22 protein-coding genes and 1 pseudogene are annotated in these 26,136 nt (G+C 61.3%); 13 read left to right on the top strand and 10 right to left on the bottom strand.

Translation table 11 applies throughout. From position 1 onward, the window contains the following. Positions 1–119: 119 nt before the first annotated feature. The 5 genes from AB6N07_RS18275 to AB6N07_RS18255 all read right to left on the bottom strand — a co-directional run bounded on the left by AB6N07_RS18275 (position 120) and on the right by AB6N07_RS18255 (position 6,298). Positions 120–1,217, bottom strand: coding sequence for an ABC transporter ATP-binding protein (locus AB6N07_RS18275; protein ID WP_370674492.1), 1,098 nt, complete (start codon positions 1,215–1,217; stop codon positions 120–122). Between the two features lie 83 nt (positions 1,218–1,300). Further along, entirely contained in the window at positions 1,301–2,392 is a 1,092-nt protein-coding gene (locus AB6N07_RS18270) for a carbohydrate ABC transporter permease (RefSeq protein ID WP_370674491.1), read from the bottom strand. Beyond that, on the bottom strand, positions 2,392–3,510 hold the full coding sequence (locus AB6N07_RS18265) for a carbohydrate ABC transporter permease (RefSeq protein WP_370674490.1): 1,119 nt from the start codon (positions 3,508–3,510) through the stop codon (positions 2,392–2,394). Before AB6N07_RS18265 ends, AB6N07_RS18270 begins: the two co-directional genes overlap by 1 nt. A 349-nt stretch (positions 3,511–3,859) precedes the next feature. Continuing rightward, positions 3,860–5,185, bottom strand: a complete 1,326-nt coding sequence (locus tag AB6N07_RS18260; RefSeq protein WP_370674489.1) for an ABC transporter substrate-binding protein — start codon at positions 5,183–5,185, stop codon at positions 3,860–3,862. A gap of 87 nt (positions 5,186–5,272) precedes the next feature. Further along, positions 5,273–6,298 (bottom strand): LacI family DNA-binding transcriptional regulator, encoded by a 1,026-nt coding sequence (locus AB6N07_RS18255; RefSeq protein ID WP_370674488.1) that lies wholly within the window; start codon positions 6,296–6,298, stop codon positions 5,273–5,275. Between the two features lie 707 nt (positions 6,299–7,005). Here AB6N07_RS18255 and AB6N07_RS18250 point away from each other — a divergent pair. Then, positions 7,006–7,941, top strand: a complete 936-nt coding sequence (locus AB6N07_RS18250) for a hypothetical protein (protein ID WP_370674487.1) — start codon at positions 7,006–7,008, stop codon at positions 7,939–7,941. Positions 7,942–7,953: 12 nt separating this feature from the next. Here AB6N07_RS18250 and AB6N07_RS18245 read toward each other — a convergent pair whose 3' ends face one another. After that, complete coding sequence (locus tag AB6N07_RS18245; protein ID WP_370674486.1) at positions 7,954–9,147, bottom strand: MFS transporter; 1,194 nt, start codon at positions 9,145–9,147, stop codon at positions 7,954–7,956. Positions 9,148–9,269: 122 nt separating this feature from the next. Here AB6N07_RS18245 and AB6N07_RS18240 point away from each other — a divergent pair, with 122 nt between their 5' ends. From AB6N07_RS18240 to AB6N07_RS18230, 3 genes and pseudogenes are all read left to right on the top strand, one after another. Beyond that, complete coding sequence (locus AB6N07_RS18240; RefSeq protein ID WP_370674485.1) at positions 9,270–10,154, top strand: LysR family transcriptional regulator; 885 nt, start codon at positions 9,270–9,272, stop codon at positions 10,152–10,154. Positions 10,155–10,337: 183 nt separating this feature from the next. Then, positions 10,338–11,942 carry an ABC-F family ATP-binding cassette domain-containing protein gene (locus tag AB6N07_RS18235; RefSeq protein ID WP_370674484.1) on the top strand — a complete coding sequence of 535 codons (1,605 nt, stop codon included), beginning with the start codon at positions 10,338–10,340 and terminating at the stop codon, positions 11,940–11,942. A 592-nt stretch (positions 11,943–12,534) separates the two neighbouring features. Then, positions 12,535–14,358, top strand: a pseudogene (locus AB6N07_RS18230) (phosphoenolpyruvate carboxykinase (GTP)); the annotation flags it as partial. Between the two features lie 175 nt (positions 14,359–14,533). Here the strand turns inward: AB6N07_RS18230 and AB6N07_RS18225 are convergent. Continuing rightward, positions 14,534–14,947, bottom strand: a complete 414-nt coding sequence (locus AB6N07_RS18225; protein ID WP_370674483.1) for a carboxymuconolactone decarboxylase family protein — start codon at positions 14,945–14,947, stop codon at positions 14,534–14,536. Next, the gene (locus AB6N07_RS18220) at positions 14,883–15,311 is read right to left on the bottom strand and encodes a MerR family transcriptional regulator (protein ID WP_370674482.1); all 429 of its coding nucleotides are present in this window, start codon (positions 15,309–15,311) and stop codon (positions 14,883–14,885) included. Before AB6N07_RS18220 ends, AB6N07_RS18225 begins: the two co-directional genes overlap by 65 nt. Before the next feature lie 227 nt (positions 15,312–15,538). Here AB6N07_RS18220 and AB6N07_RS18215 point away from each other — a divergent pair, with 227 nt between their 5' ends. After that, the gene (locus AB6N07_RS18215) at positions 15,539–15,745 is read left to right on the top strand and encodes a hypothetical protein (RefSeq protein ID WP_370674481.1); all 207 of its coding nucleotides are present in this window, start codon (positions 15,539–15,541) and stop codon (positions 15,743–15,745) included. 337 nt (positions 15,746–16,082) lie between these two features. Beyond that, entirely contained in the window at positions 16,083–17,378 is a 1,296-nt protein-coding gene (locus AB6N07_RS18210) for a class I SAM-dependent methyltransferase (RefSeq protein WP_370674480.1), read from the top strand. Positions 17,379–17,394: 16 nt separating this feature from the next. Here the strand turns inward: AB6N07_RS18210 and AB6N07_RS18205 are convergent, their stop codons facing one another. Further along, positions 17,395–18,258 carry a TrmH family RNA methyltransferase gene (locus AB6N07_RS18205; protein ID WP_370674479.1) on the bottom strand — a complete coding sequence of 288 codons (864 nt, stop codon included), beginning with the start codon at positions 18,256–18,258 and terminating at the stop codon, positions 17,395–17,397. A 98-nt stretch (positions 18,259–18,356) separates the two neighbouring features. Between AB6N07_RS18205 and AB6N07_RS18200 the strand changes: the two genes are divergently transcribed. The 4 genes from AB6N07_RS18200 to rpsI all read left to right on the top strand — a co-directional run bounded on the left by AB6N07_RS18200 (position 18,357) and on the right by rpsI (position 20,921). Next, entirely contained in the window at positions 18,357–18,710 is a 354-nt protein-coding gene (locus AB6N07_RS18200; protein ID WP_370674478.1) for a DUF423 domain-containing protein, read from the top strand. A 95-nt stretch (positions 18,711–18,805) separates the two neighbouring features. Then, positions 18,806–19,753: an ACP S-malonyltransferase gene (gene fabD, locus AB6N07_RS18195; protein WP_370674477.1), complete on the top strand. Its 948-nt coding sequence runs from the start codon at positions 18,806–18,808 to the stop codon at positions 19,751–19,753. A 226-nt stretch (positions 19,754–19,979) separates the two neighbouring features. Next, entirely contained in the window at positions 19,980–20,441 is a 462-nt protein-coding gene (rplM, locus tag AB6N07_RS18190; protein WP_370674476.1) for a 50S ribosomal protein L13, read from the top strand. A 3-nt stretch (positions 20,442–20,444) separates the two neighbouring features. Beyond that, on the top strand, positions 20,445–20,921 hold the full coding sequence (rpsI, locus tag AB6N07_RS18185; protein WP_370674475.1) for a 30S ribosomal protein S9: 477 nt from the start codon (positions 20,445–20,447) through the stop codon (positions 20,919–20,921). A gap of 86 nt (positions 20,922–21,007) precedes the next feature. Here rpsI and AB6N07_RS18180 read toward each other — a convergent pair whose 3' ends face one another. Then, positions 21,008–21,931: a pirin family protein gene (locus tag AB6N07_RS18180; RefSeq protein ID WP_370674474.1), complete on the bottom strand. Its 924-nt coding sequence runs from the start codon at positions 21,929–21,931 to the stop codon at positions 21,008–21,010. Positions 21,932–22,610: 679 nt separating this feature from the next. On the opposite strand from AB6N07_RS18180, the gene proS reads away from it, so the two are divergent. From proS to AB6N07_RS18165, 3 genes are all read left to right on the top strand, one after another. Continuing rightward, positions 22,611–23,933 carry a proline--tRNA ligase gene (proS, locus tag AB6N07_RS18175; RefSeq protein WP_370674473.1) on the top strand — a complete coding sequence of 441 codons (1,323 nt, stop codon included), beginning with the start codon at positions 22,611–22,613 and terminating at the stop codon, positions 23,931–23,933. A 190-nt stretch (positions 23,934–24,123) separates the two neighbouring features. Next, positions 24,124–25,392: a lipoprotein-releasing ABC transporter permease subunit gene (locus tag AB6N07_RS18170; protein WP_370674472.1), complete on the top strand. Its 1,269-nt coding sequence runs from the start codon at positions 24,124–24,126 to the stop codon at positions 25,390–25,392. Then, positions 25,392–26,105: an ABC transporter ATP-binding protein gene (locus AB6N07_RS18165; protein ID WP_370674471.1), complete on the top strand. Its 714-nt coding sequence runs from the start codon at positions 25,392–25,394 to the stop codon at positions 26,103–26,105. Before AB6N07_RS18170 ends, AB6N07_RS18165 begins: the two co-directional genes overlap by 1 nt. Positions 26,106–26,136 lie beyond the last annotated feature (31 nt).

Here is a 26,136-nt window from a genome sequence, read left to right as displayed (position 1 = left end):
CCGGTCAGGCCTAATACGGTCCGACCGGCGGATGCTTGTCAGGAAAAATGAAAATCACTTCCGGGCAGGCCCGGAAGTGATGCGGTTGACCAGCCGCCGCCGATGGCGGCGGGGCAAAGTCATGCCGGCACGAAGCGGCGGGCGTAAGCGTTGCCGTCCGCACCGAACAGATGGCAATCCTCGCCGGAGAAGATGAACTGGCGCAGTTCGCCCGCCTTGACCGGTACGTCGCCATCAAGCACGGCGATTAGCGGCGTCTCGTCGTCGCCGCGATGGGCCTGCACGATGGTCTGGTGGCCGAGGCGCTCGACGAAGGTGACGGTGACGGGCAGGCCGCCCTCCATGCCGAGCTTGATGTGTTCCGGACGGATGCCCAGCGTTCCGTCCTCGCCAACGGTCGCCCCGGTGGTTTCGACCGCCACCTTCAGGGTCGGCACCCCATCGCCGGCAACGGTGATGCCGTCGGCATCGACCGCGCTCGCCTTCACCTTCAGGAAGTTCATCTTCGGCGAACCGATGAAGCCGGCGACGAACAGGTTCTGCGGTTTGTGGTAGAGTTCCAGCGGCGCGCCCACCTGCCGAACGTTGCCTGCATCCAGCACGACGATTTTGTCGGCCAGCGTCATGGCCTCGACCTGATCGTGCGTCACGTAGACCATGGTCGAGCCGAGGTCTTCATGCAGCTTGGCAATCTCGGCGCGGGTCGAAACGCGCAGCGCCGCGTCTAGGTTGGACAGCGGCTCATCGAACAGGAAGATCTTCGGCTCGCGAACGATGGCGCGGCCGATGGCAACGCGCTGGCGCTGGCCGCCGGAAAGCTGGCCGGGCTTGCGGTCGAGCAGATGCTCGATATGCAGGATCTTGGCGGCCTTGGCGACTTTATCGGCGATCTCGGTCTTTGAGAAACCGGCGATCTCCAGCGCGAAGGCCATGTTGGCGTAGACCGACTTATGCGGATAGAGCGCGTAGGACTGGAACACCATGGCGATGCCGCGGTCCTTGGGGGCAATGTCGTTGCACAGCTTGTCGTCGATCAGGATCTCGCCGGAGGTGATCTCCTCGAGACCGGCGACCATCCTGAGCAGCGTCGACTTGCCGCAGCCGGACGGGCCGACGAAGACGACGAATTCGCCATCGCCGATGTCCATGTCGACGCCCTTGATGATATCCACCCGTCCGAAGCTCTTGCGCACGTTGCGCATCGTGAGGCTGGCCATGTGGTACTCCCTTGTTTCCTTGACACCGGCGGGTTCCGTCTTCCCAGAACCGCACGCGCGGGTATTGCCTAATGTTCAGCCGATCACTTCACCGAGCCGGCCGTCAGGCCGCGGACGAAGTAGCGCTGGAGCGAGAAGAAAACGATCAGCGGCAGCAGCATCGACACGAAGCCGCCGGCGGTGAGCAGATGCCAGTCGGAGCCGCGTGAACCCACCATATCGGCAAGCCGCATGGTCAGCACCTGTACGCCCGGTACGTTGCCAATGAAAATCAGCGCCACCAGGTAATCGTTCCAGACCCACAGGAACTGGAAGATGGCAAAGGAGGCGAGGGCTGGCGTCGACAGCGGCAGTACCAGCCGCCAGAAGATCTTGAAGTGCGATGCGCCATCGACGATCGCCGCCTCCATGATCTCGCGCGGCAGCGTCGAGATGTAATTGTAGAGAAGGAACACCGCGAGCGGCAGGCCGAAACCGGTATGCGCCAGCCAGACCGCCATGTAGGTACCGTTGAGCCTCAGGTGGACGTAGTCGGTGAGGACCGGCACCAGTGCGATCTGTAGCGGCACCACGAGAAGCGCCACCATCAGCGCGAACACCAGCTTGCGGCCGGGAAAGCGCATCCAAGCGAAGCCATAGGCGGCGAAGGCGGCCATCAGGATCGGGATGACCACGGCGGGGAAGGTGACGGCCATCGAGTTGATGAAGGCGTCGGACATGTCCTCACCCCGGCGGGCCGCCTCTTCGCCGTTACCCTCAATGGTAACGCTCTTGCCGGCCAGCACGTCGTGATAATTCTGCAGTGTGGTGGCCGGCACGCCGGTCCACTCTTTCTCCTGCACCTGCACGGTTCCGGCGCGTCTGTTGCCGATCCAGATGACACGCTTGCCGTCGGGCGACTCCACGCCCTGGCGAAGCTGCTCGAAGGTGCCGGTAGCGCCCTCGAAGTTCATGACGCCGCTACGATCGATCGATGGATCAGGCGTGAACTGCTCGGTCGTCACCCAGACGCGGTGCGGCAGGATGGTCCACCAGCCCGATGACATGATCTCGTCGCGCGGACGGAACGAGGAGACGAACAGGCCGAGCGTCGGGATCAGCCACAGCAGGCAGATGACGGCCAGCGTGGTGTTGACGAAGACGCGCGGGTAAGGGCTGCCCTTTGACTTGGCCATCACAGGGCCTCCCTCTTATTGAACTGGCGCAGGTTGTAGACCATCACCGGAACGACGGTCAGCAGCAGGATGATGGCGATTGCCGAGCCGAGGCCAAAGTTACGGTTGACGAAATACTGGTTGTAGAACTGGGTGGCGATCACATCGGTGCCATATTGGCCGCCGGTCATCACCAGGACCACGTCGAAGATCTTCAGCGTGAAGATGATGACGGTAGCCGACACGGTCACGACGGTGCCCATGATCGAGGGAATGATGATCGAGAAGAAGATCTTGAACTCACCGGCGCCATCGACGCGGGCGGCCTCGATGATATCGGTCGGCACAGACTTGATGGCGGCCGAGAACAGCACCATGGCATAGCCGGTCTGCATCCAGACGACGATGACGATCAGGAACAGATTGTTCCAGGGCTGCAACATGGCGATCCAGGCCTGCGGCTCGCCGCCGAGCGCGACGACGATGGCATTGAGCAGGCCGATCTGCACGTCGGCGGGGTCGCGGACAGCGTAGATGAACTTCCAGATCACGCCGGCACCGACCAGCGAGATGGCCATCGGCATGAAGATGATGGCTTTGGCGAGGTTCTCGAACTTACTGCGATCGGCCAGCGCCGCCACGAGCAAGCCGAACACGATGGTGAAGCTGGCGCCGAACACGATCCACAGCACGTTGTTGCGGAAGGTGACCAACATGAACGGCTCGGTGAACACCGTTATGTAGTTGGCAAGCCCGACAAAATTGGTGCCGTCGCGATCAAACAGGCTGGCGATGAACGTTCGCACGGCCGGCAGAGCGAGGAAATAGACCACAAAGGCGATCGCCGGAAAGACGAAGACGATCGGCGTGAGGCGCCGTTGCCACTGCGATGACGTGAACTCCACCAACTGGTTGGCGACCAGATAGAGGATCGCCATGCCGCCGCCGCCCCATATCATGGCGAACAGGGCAACCACTAGCTTCGGCGCCTGGCTGTCGCGCAGCACGAAGAAGCCCTCGAACAGCACGAGTGCCGCGACGATGCCGCCAAAGAGGGTGAGAAGTGCGCGATTTCGCCGTCGGCGGGCGCGCGCAAGTTCAGCGGAATGCTCGTCCGCGTCGGGATTGAGAAGCGTCATGTCTGTCCCCCGGAGCGCGACCCCGTGGCGGCCGGCTCTTGCCTGTGCAGTGCGGCGTTTGAAAAGCCGGGTACTTCGACCAGACCTTCCCAGTCTGGTTTCGACCCGATCGACGGATTCCGGCCAGATACCCAGCTTGGAGACCGGCATTGGCCAGGACGTAAGGCTTCGCTCCGTCCGATAAACCCGCATGAAAGGTCGGTTTGGAAGAAGACGCTTGCTGCAAGCATCGTCATGCTCCGTCCCGCCTTTGAGGTCGCGGCCCCCACATTTTTGCGAGCGGGGGCACGCTTGTCGTAAGTCTTAACCGAAAGTCAACCTTGTTGACCATTCGGATTAAGTCGAGGACTTACTTCTTCGGCCAGGAAGCGTCGATGTCCTTGAGGGCGGTGTCGAGATCGGTCGTACCGGACACCCAGGCGGTCATCTGCTTCCAGAACGAACCGGCGCCGACTTCGCCCGGCATCAGATCCGAACCGTCGAAGCGGACGGCGGTGGCGCCGGCCAGGATCTCGGCGACGCCCTTGTCGACGTCGTTCTTGTACCAGGAGAGATCGGCATCCTTCTGCGGGGCGATGGCGCCGCCAACGGCGAGCCAGGACTTCAGATGCTCGGCCTTGGCGAAGTACTGCATGACCGCTTTGACTTCTGGACGGTCATTGAAGGCACCCCAGATGTCGCCACCAACTTCCACCGGCTTGCCATAGGCAGGATCGATACCCGGCAGGTAGAAGAAGGAATAGTCGACGCCAGCCTTGGCCTTCTCAGGGAAGAAGGCGGTGATGAAGTTGCCCTGCTTATGCAGCCAGCACTTCGGCGGATCGGAGAACATGTTGACCGGCGAGTCGCCGAAGCTGGTCGATACGATGCCCTTACGGCCGCCGTAGACGTACTTCTCGTCGAGCCAGATCTTGCCGATCAGTTCGGCAGCGTGCTTCACCTCGGGCGAGGAGAAGGGCAGTTTGCCTTCGGTCCACTTGTCGTAGTTTTCGAGCGAGGTCGTGCGCAGCAGGAACTCCTCGAGCCAGTCGGTCGCCGGCCAGCCCGTGGCGGCACCAGACTCGATACCCACGCACCACGGCGTATCGCCATCGGTGACGATCTGGTTCTGCAGAGCTTCAAGCTCGGTCCAGGTTGTCGGCACCTTGTAGCCGGCAGCGTCGAAGGCCTTCTTGGGATACCAAACCAGGCTCTTGACGTTCACGCGCTCCCACACGCCGTAGAGACCGGGCTTGCCGTCCTTGCCTTCCTTGGTCGCCATGTCCACCCAGCTGGGGATGTACTGCTGCAGGAAGTAGTCCTTGTTGCTGGAAAGGTCGACCAGCTTGCCGGCCTTGGCGAAGTTGGCGAGCAGACCGGGCTGCGGGAAGTCGGCGATGTCGGGCGGGTTGCCAGCGTCGGAACGCGTGGCGATCGTCGCCTCGAACTGCTTCGAACCCTCATACTGAATGTCGATACCGGTGGCGTCCTCGAAAGCCTTGACGGTATCGTTGAAGCGGACTTCGTCGCCAGCGGTGAAGGGGCCAAAGGCCGTGACCTTGGTGCCCTTGAATTTGCCGGCGAAGGCATCGGCCAGTTCCGACGGGGAATTGTCCGCGGCGGCGGCGGCCGTGACGACGGCGAAAGCGGCGAAAGCTGACGCCATCAAGCAAGCGTTAAGCGATTTCAGTTTCATGCAAACCTCCCAACTCGGGTCCTAAAGAACAATCGCGCACCACGCGCGATTTTGACGCCTTCCCCTCGACGGAAAGCGGCGGCGTCATCAGCGTGGCGGAGCAGTCGTCCTGCGCACGATGAGTTCGACGGGCAAAAAATCGCAGATTGGTGCCTCCTCCGGCTCCTCTATTCGCCTGAGAAGGGCCTCGACGCTGCGACGCCCAGATTCAAAAAGGAGCTGACGGACCGTCGTCAGCCCCAGGAAATCAGACATCTCGATGTCGTCATACCCAACGATCGACAGATCGCCGGGAACATCGAGTCCCAAATCGCGGGCAGCCTCGAGCACGCCCAGAGCTTGGGTATCATTGGAGGCGAAGATCGCCGTGGGCCTTTCGGAAAGGCTCAGCATCTGATGCGCGAGCTCCCGGGCGACTTCGCGGCCAAAGCGACCGTCGAGGTGATACTCAGGACGGAGAGCGATGCCCGCCCCGGCCAGCGCCTGGCGGTAACCTTCAAAACGGTCTTCACTCGACGTGAAGTTGAATCCTGCCTGTGGAATGTCGCCGATATAGCCGATAAGCCGGTGTCCGAGATCGATAAGGTGTTGAGTAGCCATACGGCCACCTTCAATGTCGTTAATAACGATACGGTCAAAGGGCTCGCAAATCGGGTTGCTGACGTCGACGAAGACAATCGGAACGGACGACCGCTGAAAGCGCACGACATCCGGCACCAACGGCGGCAGAGAAATGACAATGACGCCGTCGATGCGACGCGGATCGGGAACGGTTCGAAAGTAGCGGTCTCGCTTCTCCGCGGCGTCGACATTGTAGATGACGACGTCATATCCGTTGGCCGATGTGGTTTCTTCAATGCCGTGCAGCCGCTCGACGAAAACCGAACGCGTAAAGAAGGGCGCAATGACAGCAACGCTCTGCGTTTTGCCTAGCGACAACCCCCGCGCGGCCAAGCTGGGCACGTAATTGAGGTCCTGAACTGCCCCCATGACTTTGGCACGTGTTGTTTCGGACACGCGCGGATTGTCATTCAGCACCCGCGAGACGGTGCCAAGGCCGACTCCAGCTCTCTCAGCTATGTCTTTGATGGTCGGGCGCATGTGGACAAACATGTTGTGGAAGCGTTTCCATGGGGTAACACAGGAGGCGTCGCTGAGCAATAGACGCAACTTCGACTTAGGTCCAAGAGGGTAGTTTGCGAGGGTCGTGGGTCTCCTGGGGCTGGGTCGTTGAAAATTCAATACTCTTTGGCAAAGCCACTGAAAACGATACGACTAAAGGTCTAGGCCCTTTTCTGGGTTGGATGCAAGCTCACCTTGGGTTTGTACGTAGGCCGATGGGATGCCTCGCCCAAGCCGGCGCGGTTTACGGCGCTTTCGATTGCGTGTGATCAGTCGCTTTTCCCGTTTTGTCCGGTAGCAGGCATGCCTGTGTGGTGGAACAAATTTTGTGGATTTGAAACGTTGTCGGCGAACGAGTATCGTCTATTGCGGTGGGCGCGTCATTTGCCCGGTTGGCCAAATTGAGCCGCCGGCGCGAAATCGTCCAAAGATAGAGTCTGTGGAATTTGACAATCAAAGGTAGATCGAACCGGTGATATGCTCGGCTTTAGCAAGGACGAGGGGCTGGCCGATTACCTTTTTCGGTTGTCGCTGCTAGTCCGATTCTCGCTGCGATGGGCAAAAGGGGGAGGTTGCCCTGGGCGTTCGAAGAGACCACCGTGCGGCTCTGTTTCGACTTACGAGTTGAAATCGGTAGACAAGCAGCCGAGCGGTGTGAGGCGTCGGAGCGGCCTCGGTATGGCCGCAGGGAGGGGAGCGTGGTGTTTGGACATTTCAGAGGACGTTCGCCGCTGCGACGGGTTTGGAACCGGTCGGACGTCGAGCCGGAGTCCCTTCGAGAATATGATGCCTTCGGGCCGTGGCTTTTGCAGGTCAAGTCGGCCGCCGAAATGCCCCGGCGGTTCCGGTCGGCTTACGCGGGACTCTCGGACGCTGACTATCTGATCAAGATCCCACGTTCCATCGACCGGCGTGATGCCTATCCCGGCGCGGATCTCTATGGTGAGGTTTTCGCGTTGGATGCGGACGGCTTTACTCTTCTTGAGGCCGTTGACGATGCGGAAGGATTTGTCAGTCGTCAGGTCACCTGGGACGATGTGGCCGCTGTCAGGGTTGTGAGCAACCTCCTGCATGCCGATTTCGCGTTGCTTCTCAAGGAGGGCGACGCCTTGACGGTGACCTATAATTCCGTCTCCGCCGATCTGATGACCCGAGTCATAGCCTTCGTCCGCCAGCATTGCGTGGAGCCGGACGATTTTGCCTCCAGTTCGACCAACGACGCCGAAGAGTTTGAGGATTTCTTTTTCAACGCCATGCTGGCCGAAGAGCGTCACGGCGGTCAGTTCATGTTGCCGGTTCACTTCGAAGCGCCGGGAAAAGCCTGCCGCAATGCGCAGAACCGGCGTCGTGTGACCACCGGTTTGCTGATCCTGTTGTCGGCAAGCGAACTCGTGGTCATTGATCGAGATACGCCGATGAGGCGGCGCTTTTTCGCCCACTACATTTACCGCAAGACTTACCTCAATTTGAACTCCGTCCGGGCGTTTCGCCTTCAGCCGCCGCCCGACAGCGTGCCTGGGCATTTCATGATGCTGGAGCTGATCCTCGAGCAGCAGCGCTTGGGCATTCCCTGTTTCAAAACACCGGATCGGGTGATCGAGCTTCTGCGCCGGCGTGGCATCGTTCGGCTTTGAGGCGAGGTCGCCTCATCCGGCTCTCCGCCGGACGAGGCTGATGATTTGCAGCAGGGTGGCAACGAGCCCGAAAGCTGCGCCAAGCGTGGAGACAGCAAACCAGCCTCCTTGGGGCCAGACGGCGCTCGCAAGTGCGGAGCCCGCTGCTCCACCCAGGAACATCAGCCCCATGAAAAGAGTATTGATGCGGGCGCGCGCCTCTGGGCGCAGAGCGTAGATGATGTGCTGGTTGGAGATGAGTGCGCTCTGAACGGCGAAATCGAGCACCACCACTCCCACGACGAGGCCAAGGACCGACGACCATAGGCCAAAGACGGCCCACGCAGCCAACGTCAAGGCGGCGCCGAGAGCGATGACCCCGTGAGGGCCGCGCCGGTCCGCGACATGGCCAGCCAGAGGTGCGGCCAGGATGCCGACAAGCCCGACGACACCGAACAGCCCGGCGATATCGGCGCCAAAGCCGAAGCGCGGATCCTCAAGGCGAAGGGCAAGCACCGTCCAGAAGGCAGAGAAGGCGGCGAACAACAGGGCCTGTGTGACGGCTGCCAGGCGCAGTTCGGAGAACTCGCGGAAAAGATGGACGAGCGAAACCATCAGACGGCGGTAGCCGAGGTCGCCGCCGGGCTGGCTCTTGGGGAGACGGAGGCCCATCCACAGCGCAGCGCCGAGGGCGAGAGGGACGCCGAGCCAGAACATGGCGCGCCAACCGGCGTGCTCGCCAACGAATCCGGCCACCGTACGGCTGAGCAGAATGCCGGAGAATAGACCGGCCATCACCGTGCCCACGGTGGCGCCTCGCCGTTCCGGTGCCGCCAGATGAGCGGCGAACGGTACCACTTGCTGAGCGACCGTTGCTGCGAGGCCGACCACAAAGGAAGCGGCCAGCATCAGCGCCGCGCTGGGGGCCATCGCCGTCGCGGCCAGCGAGACCGCCAGCAAGAAAAACTGCCCAACGATCAGCGCTCGCCGTTCGAGAATGTCGCCAAGCGGCACCAGAAGGAACAACCCGGCTGCGTAACCCAACTGGGTCGCGGTTGGGATGTAGGGTGTGAGTGGACTCTGCAGGTCGCTTTGCATCACGCCGAGCAGCGGCTGGTTGTAGTAGATATTGGCGACCGCGATCCCGGCGGCGGCGGACATGGCAATGGTGAGGCCGCGGGAGAGCCCGTGCACTGTAACGCCAAGGGTATGGGTGGAGGAGGTCATGGTGGACTCCGCGCCATTTGGCGCTGGTGTGGGAGGTGGAAGCTGTCGTTGATGGTACAAATCATAACGGGATTGCGTATAGTGCGATCCATCGATAGGCCCGCATAACGGAAATCGATAGAATGAATGTGGACTGCGTTGCCATTTTCGTAGAGGCGACCCGGACTGGCAGCTTGGCCGCGGCCGCTCGCAAGCTTGGACTGGCGCCGATGGCAGCCTCTCGTCGGCTCGCCGCGCTCGAAGCCGAACTCAGCGTTCGGCTGGTCCACCGCACGACGCGGGCACTGGCATTGACCGTCGAGGGCGAAGCCTTTCTACCCTATGCCGAAGCTATGCTGGAGGACGCAGCCAACGCCCGCGCCGCTGTCCGCCCCTCGGCTACTGGCGCTGCCGGGCTTCTGCGTGTCACGGCCTCGGTCCCGTTCGGCCGCAAGGTGGTCAGCGCCATGCTGCCGGCCTTTCTCTTTGCCAATCCGGATCTTAGCGTCGACTTGCTGCTCACCGACAGTGTGGTGGATATCGTATCGGCCGGTGTGGATGTTGCGATCCGCATCGCTCCATTGCGCGACAGCACGCTGGTCGCCCGTCGTCTCGCCGACAGTCCGCGCCGTCTTTATGCCTCGCCCGGCTATCTCGCCGCCTCCGGCACACCGCGCCGACTCATCCAACTCGATGAGCATCAATGTCTGATGCTGTCCGGTGCCACGCATTGGACCTTCACGGTCGGCGGGCGAATGCGGCGAGTACGCGTGGCAGGACGTTGCTCCAGCAATTCGATAGACGCGCTCCATGAAGCCTGTCTTCGGGGGCTGGGTGTGGCGTTGCTTTCCGAATGGAACGTAACCGACGACGTCGCCACCGGTCGGCTCGTGCCGGTGCCGCTAGAAGATGCCGAGCCGGAGACCCTTGGTATTTGGGCACTTTATCCGACGGCGAGGCTGGTCCCGCCAAAGGCTCGGGCATTCGTCGAGGCGCTGAAGCTACATCTTGAACGGGGCAGGGTATAACCGTGCTCGGTTGAGGGAATGAAGCGAAACCATCTAATTTTATTGAAATGCCTCTTGCGCCCGTCTGGCTACCGGCCTATACGCCGGCCGCCTGGGCAGCTACGCCCGATGCAAGGATGGACACCGCAATGAATGACAGCCTGATCGCAGATCTTATTTTCCCTGCCATCAGGACTCGTATTCATGCCCGTTTCCATCACGCTTTCCGGTCTCAGCTATTCTACGCCTGACGGCCGTTCTCTCTTCGATAATCTGAACATCGTTTTCGGCGCTGAGCGCACCGGTCTTGTCGGTCGCAATGGCGTGGGCAAGTCGACCTTGCTTCGGCTGATCGCCCACGAACTGCCTCCGCGCTCCGGCAGCATAGCGGTCGGTGGACGTCTTGCCGTGTTGCGCCAGATCGTCGCGCCACCGCCCAATATGAGCATTGCCGATCTGTTCGGCGCTCGCGAAGGATTGGCCCTGCTCGATCGAGCTGAAGCCGGCGAGGCGAGCCTTTCCGAGCTGGCCGCCGCCGACTGGACGCTGCCGTCGCGTCTGGAGGCAGCACTTTCTCGATTGAACCTTGTCGTTCGGCCGGATACGCCGCTCGCCGCACTATCGGGGGGCGAGACGACGCGGGCGGCCTTGGCGGCGCTCGTCTTTGATGAGCCGGACATGCTTCTGCTCGATGAGCCGACCAATAATCTCGACCGCGATGGTCGGCAGGCGGTGGCCGACCTGCTGGCGGGCTGGCGTGGCGGAGCGGTCGTCGTCAGTCATGATCGCGACCTGTTGGAAAGCATGGACGCCATCGTCGAGCTCACCTCGCTCGCCGCCAGCCGCTATGGCGGCGGCTGGAGCGCCTATCGAGCGCGCAAGGCCATTGAGCTGGCGGCCGCCCGTCATGATGTTGACGATGCCGAACGACGGCTTCTTGGCGAGCGACAAGCCGCACAGGCTCAAGCGGAAAGACAAGCGCGGCGGGCCGGGGCAGGCGCGCGCAAGGCGGCGAGGGGAGATATGCCGAGGATCGTGACCGGCGGTCTCGCGCGTAAGGCCGAGGAGACGCGGGCCGCCGATGCTCGTCTCGCAGAGCGTCACATGGCAATGGCTACCTCGGCCGCGGAGGAGGCCCGCGGCAAACTCGAAGTCCTCGTGCCATTCTCCGTCAGCTTACCGCCATCCGGCCTCGTTGCCGATCGCCTTGTGCTCAGGCTCGACCATGTCTGTGTCGGTCATGGCAGTCGAATGCTCGTCCGCGACCTGTCGCTGGAGGTAAGGGGGCCGGAACGCGTTGCCATCACCGGTCCCAACGGCTCCGGCAAGACGACGTTGCTGCGAGCGATCACTGGTGACCTCGCCCCACTTTCTGGCACAGTTGACCGGCGCGTCGACTTCGCCTTTCTCGACCAGGGAGTCTCTCTGCTCGACGAGACGACGACGATCCGCGACAATTTCCGACGCCTCGATCCTGGCGCCGGTGAAGAGGCCTGTCGAGCCAGTCTGGCCCGGTTCAAGTTCAGGGCCGACGCGGCTCTCAGAACGGTTGGCAGCCTGTCGGGCGGCGAGCGGCTGAGGGCAGGGCTCGCCTGTGTGCTCGGCCGCGCCCGGCCGCCGCAACTCGTCATCCTCGACGAGCCAACCAATCATCTGGATGTCGAGTCGATCGAGACCGTCGAGGCTGGCCTTCGCGCTTATGATGGATCACTTCTGGTTGTGAGCCACGACGAAGCCTTTCTCAAGGCAATCGGCATCACCCGGCGGATCGGCCTCGCTATCGAGGGAGAGGATAGGCGTCCAACGTGAGCCGGCGGTACGACCTCGGTATGGGAATCATAATCGATTGAATCCCCTCGATCCGGGCATTTGGGTTAGATAATTGCTTGGCGGGCGATCGTCTGGGAATGCTTTTGCGCCCGACTTAGTATAAACTACGTATTGGATACGTAATGGCGCGTAGAACTTTTGGTGAAAGTCGTAACCGGATCGTGAGCGATAGGAAAAAGCGCGGAAATTAGCCGAAATGCTCAGTTGACGGACTTCTAAAGCGAGATTTGTTCGCGTTTTGTTCCTTCGTTTCCGCCTATCCGTTAGCTTCCTTGTACGGTCTTACAACGATTGATCCCTCATACTTCAGTCGGTATTGTCTTTTTCAGGAACGCTAATCCGGGCCGCTCGGTTATGGGTGCCGGGCGTTGGAGAGACTGGTAGGAGAGTTGACTGTCATGGGGTTGTCTGATGGGGCCGTATGGTTCCCGACGATGCTCTTTTGTGGTGTAGTCGCCAGGACAGATGTCTCTTTCTTCAGGCTGCGGACCTTACCCACACCTGTCGGCGCATCGTCTCATAAGTCCTCTCTCGCAAATGAGACCGGAACGGGCGGCGATATGTCCATCGGAGAAAGCTGATGTCACAAGCTCCTACCAAGAATGCCAAGCTGATTGCCTGGGTCGACGAAGTCGCCAAGTTGACGACCCCGGACCGCATCTACTGGTGCGATGGTTCGCAGGAAGAATATGATCGTCTCTGCCAGGAGCTGGTTGACGGCGGCACCTTCACGCGCCTGAATGCCAAGAAGCGCCCGAATAGCTTCCTCGCTCGTTCCAATCCGTCGGACGTCGCTCGCGTCGAGAGCCGCACCTTCATCTGCGCCAAGACCAAGGATGAAGCCGGCCCGACCAACAACTGGGCTGATCCGGCCGAGATGCGCGCCACCATGACAGGCCTGTTCAAGGGCTGCATGAAGGGCCGTACGATGTACGTGATCCCCTTCTCCATGGGTCCGCTCGGCTCGAAGATCGCCCAGATCGGCGTTGAGATTAGCGATAGCGCCTATGTCGCCGTGCACATGCGCATCATGACCCGCATGGGTACCAAGGTGCTCGACGTGCTCGGCAACGCCGACTTCGTCCCTTGCATCCATTCGGTCGGCGCGCCGCTTCAGGCCGGCCAGAAGGACGTCGCCTGGCCTTGCAACGACACCAAGTACATCGTCCACTTCCCCGATACCCGTGAGATCATGTCCTACGGTTCGGGTTATGGTGGCAATGCGCTGCTCGGCAAGAAGTGTCTGGCGCTCCGCATCGCTTCGGTCATGGCCCGCGACGAGGGCTGGCTGGCCGAGCACATGCTGATCCTCGGCGTCAAGAACCCCAAGGGTGAAAAGGCCTACGTCGCCGCCGCCTTCCCGTCGGCTTGCGGTAAGACCAACTTCGCCATGATCATCCCGCCCAAGGCCTATGCCGGCTGGGAGATCACCACCATCGGCGACGACATCGCCTGGGTGAAGCCCAACGCCGATGGCGAGCTGCGCGCCATCAACCCCGAGAACGGCCTGTTCGGCGTTGCCCCCGGCACCAACGAAGTGTCGAACCCGAACGCGCTGCGCACGCTGCATGCCAACTCCATCTTCACCAACGTCGCGCTGACCGACGACGGTGACGTGTGGTGGGAAGGCATGACCGACGAGGCTCCTGCCCATCTCATCGACTGGACCGGTCAGGACTGGACCCCGGGCTGCGGCCGTCCCGCCGCTCACCCGAACAGCCGCTTCACCGCTCCGGCGAGCCAGGTGCCGTCGATCGATCCGGACTGGGAGAACCCCGCCGGTGTGCCGATCTCGGCCTTCATCGTTGGCGGCCGCGTCGCCACCGCCTTCCCGCTGGTCATGCAGTCGTTCAGCTGGAGCCACGGCGTCTATCTTGCCGCCACCATGGGTTCCGAGCAGACGGCAGCGGCCGAGGGTACCGGCATGCGCCGCGATCCCTTCGCCATGCTGCCCTTCTGCGGCTACAACATGGGCGACTATTGGGCGCACTGGCTCGACATGGGCCGCAACCTGCCGAAGGCGCCGGGCATCTTCCGCGTCAACTGGTTCCGCAAGGACGACAACGGCAAGTTCATGTGGCCCGGTTACGGCGAGAACATGCGCGCCCTCGAGTGGATCGTCGGTCGTGTCAAGGGCGAGGCTGACGCAGTCGAGTGCCCCTATGGTCTGGTGCCGCGCTACGCCGACCTCAACATGAAGGGCATCGACTTCTCCAAGGCCAAGTACGACGCCATCCTCAAGGTCAACAAGACCAAGGCTGTCGCCGAGGCTGAGGACCAGGGCAAGTACTTCGCCCAGTTTGGCGCTCATCTTCCCAAGGAAGTGGAGCTTGAGCGTCAGCTGTTCGCAGCCCGTCTCGACCGTTCGCCCGACGTTTGGGAAATTAAGGACTGATAGGCAGGCACTAAGCCAAACCTATCCTCTGACAATATAAAGGACGGCCCCTGGAAGCGGGGGCCGTCCTACTTTTGAAAGGGGGACTGGTGCAATTCTCGATATGCGCGATTGCCGCTGTTTTGTGCCTTAGGGCGCCTACCGAAGCTGTCCCAAACCTTGGGTGGTAAAGGCGTCAGTCCACCGTGTCCCGATCCGTCCGTTGCGAGAAAACCTCCTTGGCCGCGAACAGACCGTTGAGCGCTGCCGGAAAACCAGCGTAGACGGCCATCTGCATGATGACTTCGGTGACCTCAGAGCGGGAGAGGCCGACGTTCAAACCGGCCTCTATATGGACTTTCAGTTGCGGCGTGGCGTTGCCGAGTGCCGTCAGCGCGGCGATGGTGGCAATTTCCCGCGCTTTGAGATCGAGACCGGGGCGGCTGTAGATGTCGCCGAAGGGAAACTCGAACAGGTAGGTTGCGAAATCGGGGGCGATGTCGGCAAGCGCGCTGATCACCTTGGCCCCGGCCTCGCCGTCGATTTCAGCGAGCGCGCGCTGTCCGCGTTCCAGCCGGCTTTCGCCGCCGTTCCGGTGGTGTTGCGTCATAGTTTAGCGTCCTCTGTTGCTCGTCGGCATATCCGGCGATCTTGGTGTCGAGGACGAGAAGGCAGGCTTGGAGTTCAGCCAGATGAGCGCGAACGCGTTCACGATGCTGTTCCAGCAATTCACGACGTTCGGCTTCCGTGCCGACGCCACGCTCCCTGAGGGCGGCATAGCGCAGCATCTCCCGGATCGGCATTCCAGTCGTTTTCAGACGACCGAGAAATTCGATCCAGATCAGGATGGATGCGTCATAGTCCCGTTGGCTCAATTGGTTCCGGTCGGCATAGGGAAGCAGCCCGATCCGCTCGTAATAGCGAATGGTATGAGCCGATAGCCCCGAACGCCTGGCCAGTTCACCGATCTTCATGAGCACCTGTTTCGTCACGACGCATAGGAAGCTACTTGTTAGAGTGCACTCTAAGTCAAGCGTGTTTTTGAGCTCTGGAAAAGGTAGGCATTCCCTACGGCGCGCGTGCGGCTGCGCTGAAACCATAGCCAAGGCAGTTTTCGCCATCCGGTTTAACACGAAGGCGAGGAGGCCGTGTCCCCGCGTATATCAAGGATGGCATCGGGGCCGTTGCTGAGGAGATGACGGTGAGCAGACTCAATCGCGAATGGCATGAGGCCAATCCCATGCCCAAAAACCCAACACCCGAGCAACGCATGGGCTGGCACGCTGGGCACGCCGCCCATTGTGCCTGCCGCGCCATGCCGGCCGGGGTAGTCCGGCTGTTCACGGAAAGAGGTGTGCCGCTTCCCGCTCAGCAAGGCGACAGCGCGCCGGCCGACCCGAAAGGCTGAACTGCTAGGCACCGCAACCGGCGAGAGATTTCGCTTTGGCCTGTTATTGATCTATACAGTAGATCAATCGCGCAGTCGTGATCGCTCGAGTCCCGCTCAACCGATGATTTTTCCTGGAACCTTTTTGGATTTCGGACATATTTATGAACGGGCCGCCGACAGGGGCCGCCGTCCGCTTCTGGCGGACCCGGCTCCGGACCAGACTCATTTTGGTTGCGTTGATCCTCTACGGCCTCGGTTGCAGTTTCAGTTGGTGCCATCGGACGTCTATGAGTTCGGCCTTGTTGAAGACCGCGAAACCGATGCCACCGCGATAGCGTAGGTGGGGGACCATGCGATGGTCTGGGCGGAAAACATTCTCCGCGGCCTGCTGAACAAGCTGGTGACGCGCGGTTCGTTCGAAGTCGAACTTTATAACGGAACACGTTGGACGTTTGGCGATGGCAGCGGCAAACGCATCGTCATCCGATTTGCCGACCGTAAAGTGGCGGCGGAGCTGATCCGAGATCCGGAAGTACGGTTTGGTGAACTCTACATGGATGGCCGGCTCGACCTTGTCGAGGGGACGCTTTACGAGATGCTCGACCTGCTGCTCCAACACGGCGTTGGCATGCGCAGGTTCACCGGCCGCAAGCTGTTTCTAATGGCCCGCAAGATGCGGCAAGTCCTGTTTGGCCGCAACACGCTGCTGCGCTCGCGTCGCAACGTCGTTCATCACTATGATCTCAACGCCGCTTTCTACGATCTGTTTCTCGATGCGGATCGTCAGTATTCCTGCGCTTATTACGCTGCGCCGGATATGACTCTCGAAGAGGCGCAGCGTGCCAAGTGCCGACATCTCGCCGCCAAGCTTCTGATCGATCCCGGTATGAGCGTGCTCGACATCGGCTCCGGCTGGGGCGGGCTTGGCCTCTATCTCGCCGAGGTGGGCGAGGCCCGTTGCGTCAAAGGCGTGACCCTTTCTGATGAACAGCTCGCGGTTGCCAGAAAGCGTGCTGCCGACAAGGGCTACGAACACGTGAAGTTCGAGCTTCAGGACTACCGCAACACGCGCGGCACCTTCGATCGCATCATCTCGGTTGGCATGTTCGAGCATGTTGGCCCCGAGAACTACGATACCTTCTTCCGCAAGACAGCGGATCTCCTGGCTGATGATGGCGTGTTCATGCTGCACACCATCGGCCACACCTCGACCCCTGGTCTCACCAACGGCTGGATCACCAAGTATATATTCCCCGGTGGCCATCTGCCGGCGCTGTCGGAAGTGGTGACCGCCGTCGAGAAGTCCGGCCTGATGATGGCCGACGTCGAAGTGCTGCGCCATCATTACGCCGATACGTTATGTGAGTGGCGCGCCCGTTTCATGGCCAAGCGCGACAAGGCACTTGCTCTTTACGACGAACGGTTCTGCCGTATGTGGGAATGCTATCTCGCCATGAGCGAAGCGGCGTTCCGTTTCCTTGATGTGGTCGTCTACCAGTTCCAGCTCACCCACAGAAACGATGTGGTTCCGATCACCCGCGACTATATCGCCCAACGCGAAGCGGCTCTATTCGCCCGCGAGAAGGCCCTGGGTGAGCCGACGGCGGCGGGGTCCTGGCGCGACCTGGCCACGGTAATCTCCGGCGGGTAAACAATAAAAAGCGTTCTCACCGCTCTCCCTCTTCTCCCCGTGGGGAAGGGCTGGAGAGAGGTGAGAGTGCATTATCGCATCGGCTGGCAGCCATTCGGCGTGTTAGCTCGTAAAGCGCGATGCCGCTGGTGGTTGCGACGTTGAGACTGTCGAATCCGCTGGCCATGTCGATGCGCACCGTCTCGGCTCCGGCCATTTCCAGGTCCGGCAGTCCCGGCCCCTCCGCTCCCAGAAGCAACGCCAGCGGCCTGTCAGTTGGCACCTCATCGAGCCGCCTGGATCCACGCGGTGAAAGGGCCAACACCCGATAATCCTGGGCGGATAGAGTGGCTGCGACGCTCGTTCCTGCGTCGAGGCGCAGGAACGGCACCTTCAGCGTGCCACCAACAGATACCCGGATCGCCTTGCGGTAGAGCGGATCACAGGAGGTTGCGTCGAGCACCATTGCGCCGACACCGAAGGCGGCGGCGTTGCGGAAGATGCCGCCCATGTTGTCGTGATTGGCGATGCCGACGAGACCGACCACGACGGGTGGACGGCTGGCGAGCAAGTCGGGGAGGGCAGGGGAAGAGGCGCGGCGGCCGAGGCCAAGGAGGCCGCGGTGAATGGGAAAGCCAACAATTGAGTCCATCAAGCCCTGATCGGCAACGAAGATCGGCAGGTCGTCCGGCGGCGCCCAAGCGAGTGCCGTATCGATCCGGTTGGCGGCGATCAGCAAGGCTTCCGGGCGAAAGAGCGAGCCCTTTGACAGGAAGACGGCGAGCACGCTCTCACCCTCAGCGATAAAGGCGTCACCGTGGGTCTGCCGAAGATCGCGATCGCGGACATTCATGAACGGCGCAAGGCGGGGGTCCGCTGCATCGACGATTGGAATGAGCATGGTTTAGCGTTTCGCTGTTTGGCGGCTGGACATAGGAGCGACACCGTTATTAGCTGAAGGGCGAGGAAGCCAGAAGATCATGCCCAGAGGATAATGAGATGTCCGCCCATCGACTGATCGGATTGTCCGCGGGAATTGCCGGCGCGGCCGGCGTGGCGACGCTTGCCGTCGGTGCGCACGCCTTCACCGGCGCCAACCTTGACGTGGCAGGAAACATCCTGTTGTTCCACGCCGCCGCGCTGTTGACTCTCGCCAACGCCGATGTCCAGCGGTTGCGGGGACTGTCGGCGCTGCTGTTTGTCGCCGGTTGCCTGATGTTCTCCGGCGACCTGATCTTCAAGGCGGTAACGACCAGAAGCCTGTTCCCATTGGCGGCACCTTCGGGTGGTGTCGCGCTGATCCTCGGTTGGCTCGTGGTTGCCATCGGGGCGTTGCTGCCGCGTCGGCTGTGAGGGCCGTTTTTCCCCGGATTCCGGCGGTGCGGCCTTGACTCTTGGACGGCCAGATGGTCGTGTCCGCCCCGAAAACTATTGAGGAAAGCCAACAGATGACCAACGCCTTCGTGTTTCCCGGTCAGGGCAGTCAGGCCATCGGCATGGGCAAGGCCCTCGCCGATCATTATGCCGCCGCGCGGGCGGTGTTCGATGAGGTGGACGAAGCTCTCGGTGAGAAGCTGTCCGACATCATCTTCAACGGCCCTGAGGACCAGTTGACGCTGACCGCCAACGCCCAACCGGCGCTGATGGCTGTCAGCCTGGCCGCGCTCCGCGCCTTGGAAGCCGAAGGAATCACCATCAAGCAGCATGCGGCCTTCGTTGCCGGTCATTCGCTTGGCGAGTATTCGGCGCTGGCCGCCGCTGGTGCGCTGACCGTGACCGACGCCGCCCGCCTGCTGCGCACGCGCGGTAACGCCATGCAGAAGGCCGTGCCGGTGGGCGAGGGCGCCATGGCCGCCCTGCTCGGTCTCGACTTCGACGCGGTGGTCGCTATCGCCAAGGAAGCCGCGCAGGGCGACGTCTGCGAGGCAGGCAACGACAACGCCCCCGGTCAGGTGGTGGTGTCCGGCACCAAGCTCGCCGTCATTCGCGCCGTCGACATCGCCAAGGCCAAAGGCGCCAAGCGCGCCATGCTGCTCAATGTCTCCGCTCCCTTCCACTGCCGGCTGATGCAGCCGGCCGCCGAGGCGATGGCCGAGGCGCTCTCCACGGCGACCATCACCGCGCCGATCGTGCCGATCTTTGCCAACGTGACCGCCGCGCCGACCTCCGATCCCGAGGCCATCCGCAAGCAGCTCGTCGCGCAGGTGACCGGAACCGTTCGCTGGCGCGAGAGCGTGTCGGCCATGGCTGGCGCCGGCGTCGACAAGTTCGTTGAAGTTGGCGCGGGCAAGGTGCTGTCGGGCCTTATCCGCCGCATCGCGCCGGCTGAAGGCGTGATCGACTTTGGCAAACCTTCCGACATTACAGACGTCAAGGCGCTTCTCGGTTTCGTCTGAGAGATCAAAATCACGCGGTATCTAAATACCGCATTGATTAAGTCATTGATTTATATGAATGGTGTGCCGCTCGTTCTGCTTGACAAACGAGCGGCATTTCCATATTTGAAGGCGCGACGGCGGCGCCCGGCAACGGGAGCCGCCCTTTCGTATCGGCAACGGTGCGAAAGATGAGACGAACCGGCCGCCTTTTCGGGGGCGGCCCAACCGGAAGACGGTAACGCCCATGACGACCTATACGGCGAAGCCGGCGAACATCGAGAAGAAGTGGGTCTTGATCGACGCCGAAGGCCTCGTGGTCGGCCGCCTCGCGACTGTAATCGCGATGCGCCTCCGCGGTAAGCACAAGGCCACCTACACCCCGCACATGGATGATGGCGACAATGTCATCGTCATCAACGCGGGCAAGGTGGTGCTGACCGGCCGCAAGTACACTGACAAAACCTACTACTGGCACACCGGCTACATCGGCGGCATCAAGGAGCGCAAGGCGCGCCAGATCCTCGAAGGTCGCTTCCCGGAGCGCGTGCTCGAGAAGGCTGTTGAGCGCATGATCCCTGAGGGTCCGCTTGGCCGTCGCCAGCTTTCCAACCTCCGCGTCTATGCCGGTTCCGAGCATCCCCATGCCGCCCAGCAGCCGGAAGTCCTCGACGTCAAGTCGATGAACAAGATGAACACGAGGCCTTGATCCATGGCTGAGCTCTCCTCTCTCGCTGAACTCGGCGCTGCTGACGTCGCTCCGGTGGCCGTGGCCCCGGTGTACGTCCAGAAGCTCGACAAGTTCGGCCGCGCGTATGCCACCGGCAAGCGCAAGAACGCCATCGCTCGCGTCTGGATCAAGCCGGGTTCCGGCAAGATCATCGTGAACGACAAGGAGTTCACCGTTTACTTCGGTCGTCCGGTGCTTCAGATGATCGTCCAGCAGCCGATTTACGCCGCTGCGCGTGACGGTCAGTTCGATATCATCGCCACCGTTGCCGGCGGCGGACTCTCCGGCCAGGCCGGTGCGTTGCGTCACGGCATCTCCAAGGCGCTGACCTACTACGAGCCGGGCCTGCGTGGCGTGCTCAAGAAGCTCGGCTTCCTGACCCGCGACAGCCGCGTCGTCGAGCGCAAGAAGTACGGCAAGCGCAAGGCTCGCCGGAGCTTCCAGTTCTCGAAGCGCTGATCCGGTTTTCGGATTTGCAATATGGAAAGGGCGGTGCCACTGGCGCCGCCCTTTTTTTCGATCATCAGCTTGGAAGGTTGAAGACGTCAGTCCTTCATCTTCAATCCCGGCGGGTCCGGCGGCAGCGGAATGAATTCCGTTTCGCCGACGATTTCCGGGAAGCGACGAGCACGCCAATCGGCCTTGGCAGATTCGATGCGCTCTTTCGACGATGAGACGAAGTTCCAGTAGATATGCCGCTTCTCGGGAAAAGGTTCGCCGCCGATAAGTACGAGACGTGTCGGTTCCGACGCCACCAGGATCACTTCGGCGCCCGGCTGGAAGACGACGAGCTGGCTTGGCGGAAAGACACCTTCCTGTCCCTCGATCCCCACACCGCCGTTAATCACATAGGCGGCGCGTTCGACATGGTCGGCCGGCACCTTGAAGCGTGCGCCGGCTTCGAGATGGACGTCGGCATACATCAGGTCTGAATAGACTGGCACAGGCGAGCGAGTGCCAAAGCCGTCACCAGCCACGAGCGTCATCCGTACGCCTGTCTCGGAGAGGGTGGGGAGAACAGCTTTGTCATGATGGCTGAAAAGGGGGGCTATTTCCTCGCTCGCCTTCGGTAGCGCCACCCAAATCTGTGTGCCAAACAGGCTGCCACCGGCCGTGTGCACCGCGGTCGGAAAACGCTCGGAATGGACGATGCCGTTGCCGGCCGTCATCCAATTGACCTCCCCGGCCCGGATGGTCTCCTTGTGGCCGGCGCTGTCGCGATGGATCATCTCGCCATCGAACAGGTAGGTGAGCGTCGACAGGCCGATATGCGGGTGCGGCCTCACGTCCTCCGCCTCCCCAGCACCGAACATCACAGGTCCCATCTGGTCAAAGAAGATGAACGGCCCAACCATGCGCCGCTGAGCCGATGGCAATGCGCGGCGCACCTTGAAGCCACCGAGGTCGCGGACATTCGGCAGAATGATTTCTTCAATTCGGTCGTTGCCGACCTTGCCGGGAATGCTCATGGCCAGTCCTTTCCTGTTGACGGATAGGATAGGTGGTTCTTCGCATGAACGGTAGTTGCCGTTTGTTGAACGGTGTTTTTATAGGCGCGGACAGACGAACCTGAAAAATAGGGGAGGCAATTCCAATAGCAACAAATAAAAAAGCAGGGCCGAAGCCCTGCTTTTTAGTTCCGCGTGTCAGCCCATAAAGCCTACAGATAGAAAGACCTCCCAATCCATCCGCTGGCGGCAGCGTTTTCCGCGCCTATATGGGTTTTCCCTCCCAAGACTCAGACCGCGATAACTGGAAGGCATTCTATATTTGCCTATTTTGACGGCCCCATTTACTGAAGCATTTCGTCTTTTGGCTGTGCCTTCCTTGTTTATGGCCGGTACCATACACTGCGATTTTTGGTTTGTCATCCATTTGTGCATAGGCTGCATGCTTGTTCAGCATGGGCATATTGGTTAGCAGTCCTTACGATGGAAATCGAGAAATATCGCTATATCAATGGGTTGTTGGAGGCGTCTGGAGCGGTTCCGAATTGGTGCCCTATGTGGGATTAGCCTCATAGACTAAAGTCATAGCGCTTAGCCGGACATCGCGTTGCTTTCGGCCTATCGGTGACCGATCGGTCTTGTTTTTTCAGGGTCGATGCGCTTTGAGTAGCGCGCTCATCCCAAAGCGCGAGAGGATTCCATGCGTCTCAGCCGGTATTTCCTGCCCATTCTCAAAGAGGCGCCTAAAGAGGCGGAGATCGTCTCGCATCGCCTAATGCTGCGTGCCGGCATGATGCGCCAGCAGAACGCTGGCATCTATTCCTGGCTGCCGCTCGGCCTCAAGGTGCTGAAGAAGATCGAGGCGATCGTCCGTGAAGAGCAGGATCGCTCCGGCGCCGTCGAGATCCTGATGCCGTCCATTCAGCCGGCTGACCTCTGGCGCGAAAGCGGCCGCTACGATGCCTACGGCAAGGAGATGCTGCGCATCATCGATCGCCATGAGCGCGAGATGCTCTACGGTCCGACTGCCGAGGAAGTGGTCACCGACATCTTCCGTACCTATGTCCGTTCCTATCGCGATCTCCCGCTGAACCTCTACAATATCCAGTGGAAGTTCCGCGACGAGGTGCGCCCGCGCTTTGGCGTGATGCGCGGCCGCGAGTTCCTGATGAAGGATGCCTATTCCTTCGATGTCGATCAGGCCGGCGCGCTGCGCGCTTATCACAAGATGTTCGTCGCCTATCTCCGGACCTACAAGCGGCTAGGGCTTACCGCCATCCCCATGCGCGCCGATACCGGCCCAATCGGTGGCAAGCTCAGCCATGAGTTCATTATCCTGGCTTCGACCGGTGAAAGCGCCGTGTTCTGCGACAAGGACCTGCTGGACCTGCCGGTACCGGGCGAAGACGTCGATTTCGCCGGCGATCTTTCGCCGGTCGTCGATATGTTCACCAGCCGTTACGCTGCCACCGACGAGATGCACGACGAGGCGGCCTTCGCCGCGCTGCCCGAGGAACGCCGCGTGTCGGCGCGGGGCATCGAGGTCGGCCACATCTTCTCCTTCGGCACCAAATATTCGGAGCCGATGGGCGCCAAGGTAGCCATGCCCGACGGCAGTGAGCAGCCGGTGATCATGGGCTCTTACGGCATCGGTGTATCGCGCCTCATCGGTGCCATCATCGAGGCGAGCCACGACGATGCCGGCATCATCTGGCCTGAGAGCGTCACACCCTTCGGTGCCGGTGTCATCAGCCTGCGCCCCGACGATGCGGCGGTCTCCGCCGCCTGTGAAGACGCCTATGCCAAGCTCTCCGCCGCCGGCAAGGATCCGCTCTATGACGACACGGCTGCGCGTCCTGGCGCCAAGTTCGCTTCGATGGATCTCATCGGTCTGCCTTGGCAGATCATCATCGGCCCGAAGGGCCTCGCCGACGGTGTGGTCGAGCTGAAGCGGCGCGCCACGGGAGAGAAGGAACTGGTGTCGCTGGAGTCGGCTATTTCCCGCGTCACAGAAAAGGCCTGATTGTCGCTGAAGAGGGGCGGTAATGTGCCGCCCCTTGTGGCTGTCCGATTCCGTCTGGAAAACGCGGAAACAGCAGCTTGCCAGCGGACGGAATTTGCTAGTCTCACGCGTCGCCGCTCGGTGGCGTCCGCGAGTCGGCCATCGGTCTTCGTGGCCGCGGCGCGGCGTTCCGGCGTTTGGAGGTCTTTGGATGAGCGAGGCGAAAGCGGGGCGTCCCTTCGCTCCCTTCGAGTGGAAACTGGCCGGTCGTTATCTGAGGTCTCGTCGCAAGGAAGCCTTCATCTCGGTGATCGCCGGCTTCTCTTTCGTGGGCATCATGCTGGGCGTTGCCACGCTGATCATCGTCATGGCGGTGATGAATGGCTTTCGCGGCCAGCTGATGGACAAGATCCTTGGCATCAATGGCCATGCCGTTGTCCAGCCGATCGATAGCCCGCTCACCGATTATGCCTCGGTAGCCGATCGACTGGCCGGGGTTGAAGGCGTCAAGATCGCCATGCCGTTCGTCGAAGGGCAGGTGCTGGCCTCCGGCCCATCCGGCGCTTTTGGCGTGTTGGTGCGTGGCGTGCGTAGCGCCGACCTTCAGAAGTTGCCGCTCGTCTACAACACCGTGCAGATCGGCTCTTTCGACAAGTTCGACGAGGGCGTTGGTATTGCCATCGGCCAGCGCCTCGCCGAGAGCCTTGGCGTGACGGTCGGCGACAAGGTCACGCTGGTCAGTCCCAAGGGCAATGTGACGGCTCTCGGCATGACGCCGCGCGTCAAGGCCTACCCGGTCGCCACCATCTTCAAGATCGGCATGAGTGAATACGACGGCACCTTTGTGTTCATGCCGATCGCCGAGGCCCAGAAATTTTTCATGATGGAGGACAAGGCTACCGCCATCGACGTCTTCCTCAACAATCCCGACGACATTGGGACGATCAAGGACAAGTTGACCGTCGATGCCGGGCGGCCGGTGCTGATCACCGACTGGCGACAGCGCAATGTCACCTTCTTCTCGGCCCTCGAAGTCGAGCGCAACGTGATGTTCATGATCTTGACGCTGATCGTGCTGGTGGCGGCGCTCAACATCGTCTCGGGCATGACCATGCTGGTCAAGGACAAGAGCCACGACATCGCTATTCTTCGCACGATGGGAGCGAGCCGCGGAGCTATCCTGCGTATCTTCCTGATCACCGGCTCGGCGATTGGCGTTGCCGGCACAATAGCCGGTTTCGGACTGGGGCTTGTCGTCTGCCTCAACGTCGAGAAGATCCGGCAGTTCGTGTCCTGGCTGACGTCGACGGAACTTTTCTCACCCGAACTCTACTACCTCAGCCAGCTTCCCGCCGATATGCAGATGCACGAGACGATCAGCGTCCTTATCATGGCGTTGGTGCTGTCGTTCGTCGCCACCATCTATCCCGCCTGGAAGGCGGCCCGTCTCGATCCCGTCGACGCGCTGAGGTACGAGTGATGCCGGCCATTGAAACCCTCATCACCGGCGTCGAAGATCCGGTCCTGAAGCTGGTCGGCATCGAGAAGTCCTACAAGGAGGGCACCGGCACGCTGCCGATCCTTCGTGGTTGCGACTTCAATCTGTTTGCCGGCGAATTGACCGCGCTGGTCGCTCCGTCCGGTGCCGGCAAATCGACGCTTCTTCACATAACGGGCCTGCTGGAAAAGCCTGATGCCGGTGAGGTTTTCATCGGCGGCAGATCCTGCGGTACGCTCGACGACGCCAACCGCACCCGCCTTCGCCGCACCGAGATCGGCTTTGTCTATCAGTTCCATCATCTTCTGCCGGAATTCAGCGCGCTTGAGAACCTGATGATCCCGCAGATGATTGCTGGCCTCGACCAGAAGGAAGCTGCCAAGCGCGGCAAGGATCTGCTTTCTTATATGCGGCTTGAGAAGCGGGGAACCCATCTCCCCTCGCAGCTTTCGGGTGGCGAGCGGCAGCGCGTGGCAATTGCCCGCGCCGTTGCCAATGCCCCAAAGGTGCTGCTCGCCGACGAGCCGACGGGCAACCTCGATCCGAAAACATCCCATTATGTATTCGACGCGCTGGCTGCGCTGGTGAGGGCCACTGGGCTCGCCGCCATCATCGCCACCCACAACATGTCGCTGGCCGAACGAATGGACCGGCGCATCACCCTCGACGAAGGGCGGATCGTCGAACTCGAGTGATCTTATAACCGCTTGCCGTATAGTTCTGGAG

Source organism: Pleomorphomonas sp. PLEO, assembly GCF_041320595.1.
Lineage (GTDB): Bacteria > Pseudomonadota > Alphaproteobacteria > Rhizobiales > Pleomorphomonadaceae > Pleomorphomonas.
Note: the sequence above shows the minus strand (reverse complement) of the source record. Positions and strands in the feature narration are given on the sequence as shown.

What these genes read in the sequence shown, in the direction of transcription:
- AB6N07_RS18275 (WP_370674492.1), bottom strand. Translation starts at nt 1,217, where the DNA reads ATGGCCAGCCTCACGATGCGCAACGTGCGCAAGAGCTTCGGACGGGTG.
- AB6N07_RS18270 (WP_370674491.1), bottom strand. Translation starts at nt 2,392, where the DNA reads ATGGCCAAGTCAAAGGGCAGCCCTTACCCGCGCGTCTTCGTCAACACC.
- AB6N07_RS18265 (WP_370674490.1), bottom strand. Translation starts at nt 3,510, where the DNA reads ATGACGCTTCTCAATCCCGACGCGGACGAGCATTCCGCTGAACTTGCG.
- AB6N07_RS18260 (WP_370674489.1), bottom strand. Translation starts at nt 5,185, where the DNA reads ATGAAACTGAAATCGCTTAACGCTTGCTTGATGGCGTCAGCTTTCGCC.
- AB6N07_RS18255 (WP_370674488.1), bottom strand. Translation starts at nt 6,298, where the DNA reads ATGTTTGTCCACATGCGCCCGACCATCAAAGACATAGCTGAGAGAGCT.
- AB6N07_RS18245 (WP_370674486.1), bottom strand. Translation starts at nt 9,147, where the DNA reads ATGACCTCCTCCACCCATACCCTTGGCGTTACAGTGCACGGGCTCTCC.
- AB6N07_RS18240 (WP_370674485.1), top strand. Translation starts at nt 9,270, where the DNA reads ATGAATGTGGACTGCGTTGCCATTTTCGTAGAGGCGACCCGGACTGGC.
- AB6N07_RS18235 (WP_370674484.1), top strand. Translation starts at nt 10,338, where the DNA reads ATGCCCGTTTCCATCACGCTTTCCGGTCTCAGCTATTCTACGCCTGAC.
- AB6N07_RS18225 (WP_370674483.1), bottom strand. Translation starts at nt 14,947, where the DNA reads ATGACGCAACACCACCGGAACGGCGGCGAAAGCCGGCTGGAACGCGGA.
- AB6N07_RS18220 (WP_370674482.1), bottom strand. Translation starts at nt 15,311, where the DNA reads ATGAAGATCGGTGAACTGGCCAGGCGTTCGGGGCTATCGGCTCATACC.
- AB6N07_RS18210 (WP_370674480.1), top strand. Translation starts at nt 16,083, where the DNA reads ATGGTCTGGGCGGAAAACATTCTCCGCGGCCTGCTGAACAAGCTGGTG.
- AB6N07_RS18205 (WP_370674479.1), bottom strand. Translation starts at nt 18,258, where the DNA reads ATGCTCATTCCAATCGTCGATGCAGCGGACCCCCGCCTTGCGCCGTTC.
- AB6N07_RS18200 (WP_370674478.1), top strand. Translation starts at nt 18,357, where the DNA reads ATGTCCGCCCATCGACTGATCGGATTGTCCGCGGGAATTGCCGGCGCG.
- fabD (WP_370674477.1), top strand. Translation starts at nt 18,806, where the DNA reads ATGACCAACGCCTTCGTGTTTCCCGGTCAGGGCAGTCAGGCCATCGGC.
- rplM (WP_370674476.1), top strand. Translation starts at nt 19,980, where the DNA reads ATGACGACCTATACGGCGAAGCCGGCGAACATCGAGAAGAAGTGGGTC.
- rpsI (WP_370674475.1), top strand. Translation starts at nt 20,445, where the DNA reads ATGGCTGAGCTCTCCTCTCTCGCTGAACTCGGCGCTGCTGACGTCGCT.
- AB6N07_RS18180 (WP_370674474.1), bottom strand. Translation starts at nt 21,931, where the DNA reads ATGAGCATTCCCGGCAAGGTCGGCAACGACCGAATTGAAGAAATCATT.
- proS (WP_370674473.1), top strand. Translation starts at nt 22,611, where the DNA reads ATGCGTCTCAGCCGGTATTTCCTGCCCATTCTCAAAGAGGCGCCTAAA.
- AB6N07_RS18170 (WP_370674472.1), top strand. Translation starts at nt 24,124, where the DNA reads ATGAGCGAGGCGAAAGCGGGGCGTCCCTTCGCTCCCTTCGAGTGGAAA.
- AB6N07_RS18165 (WP_370674471.1), top strand. Translation starts at nt 25,392, where the DNA reads ATGCCGGCCATTGAAACCCTCATCACCGGCGTCGAAGATCCGGTCCTG.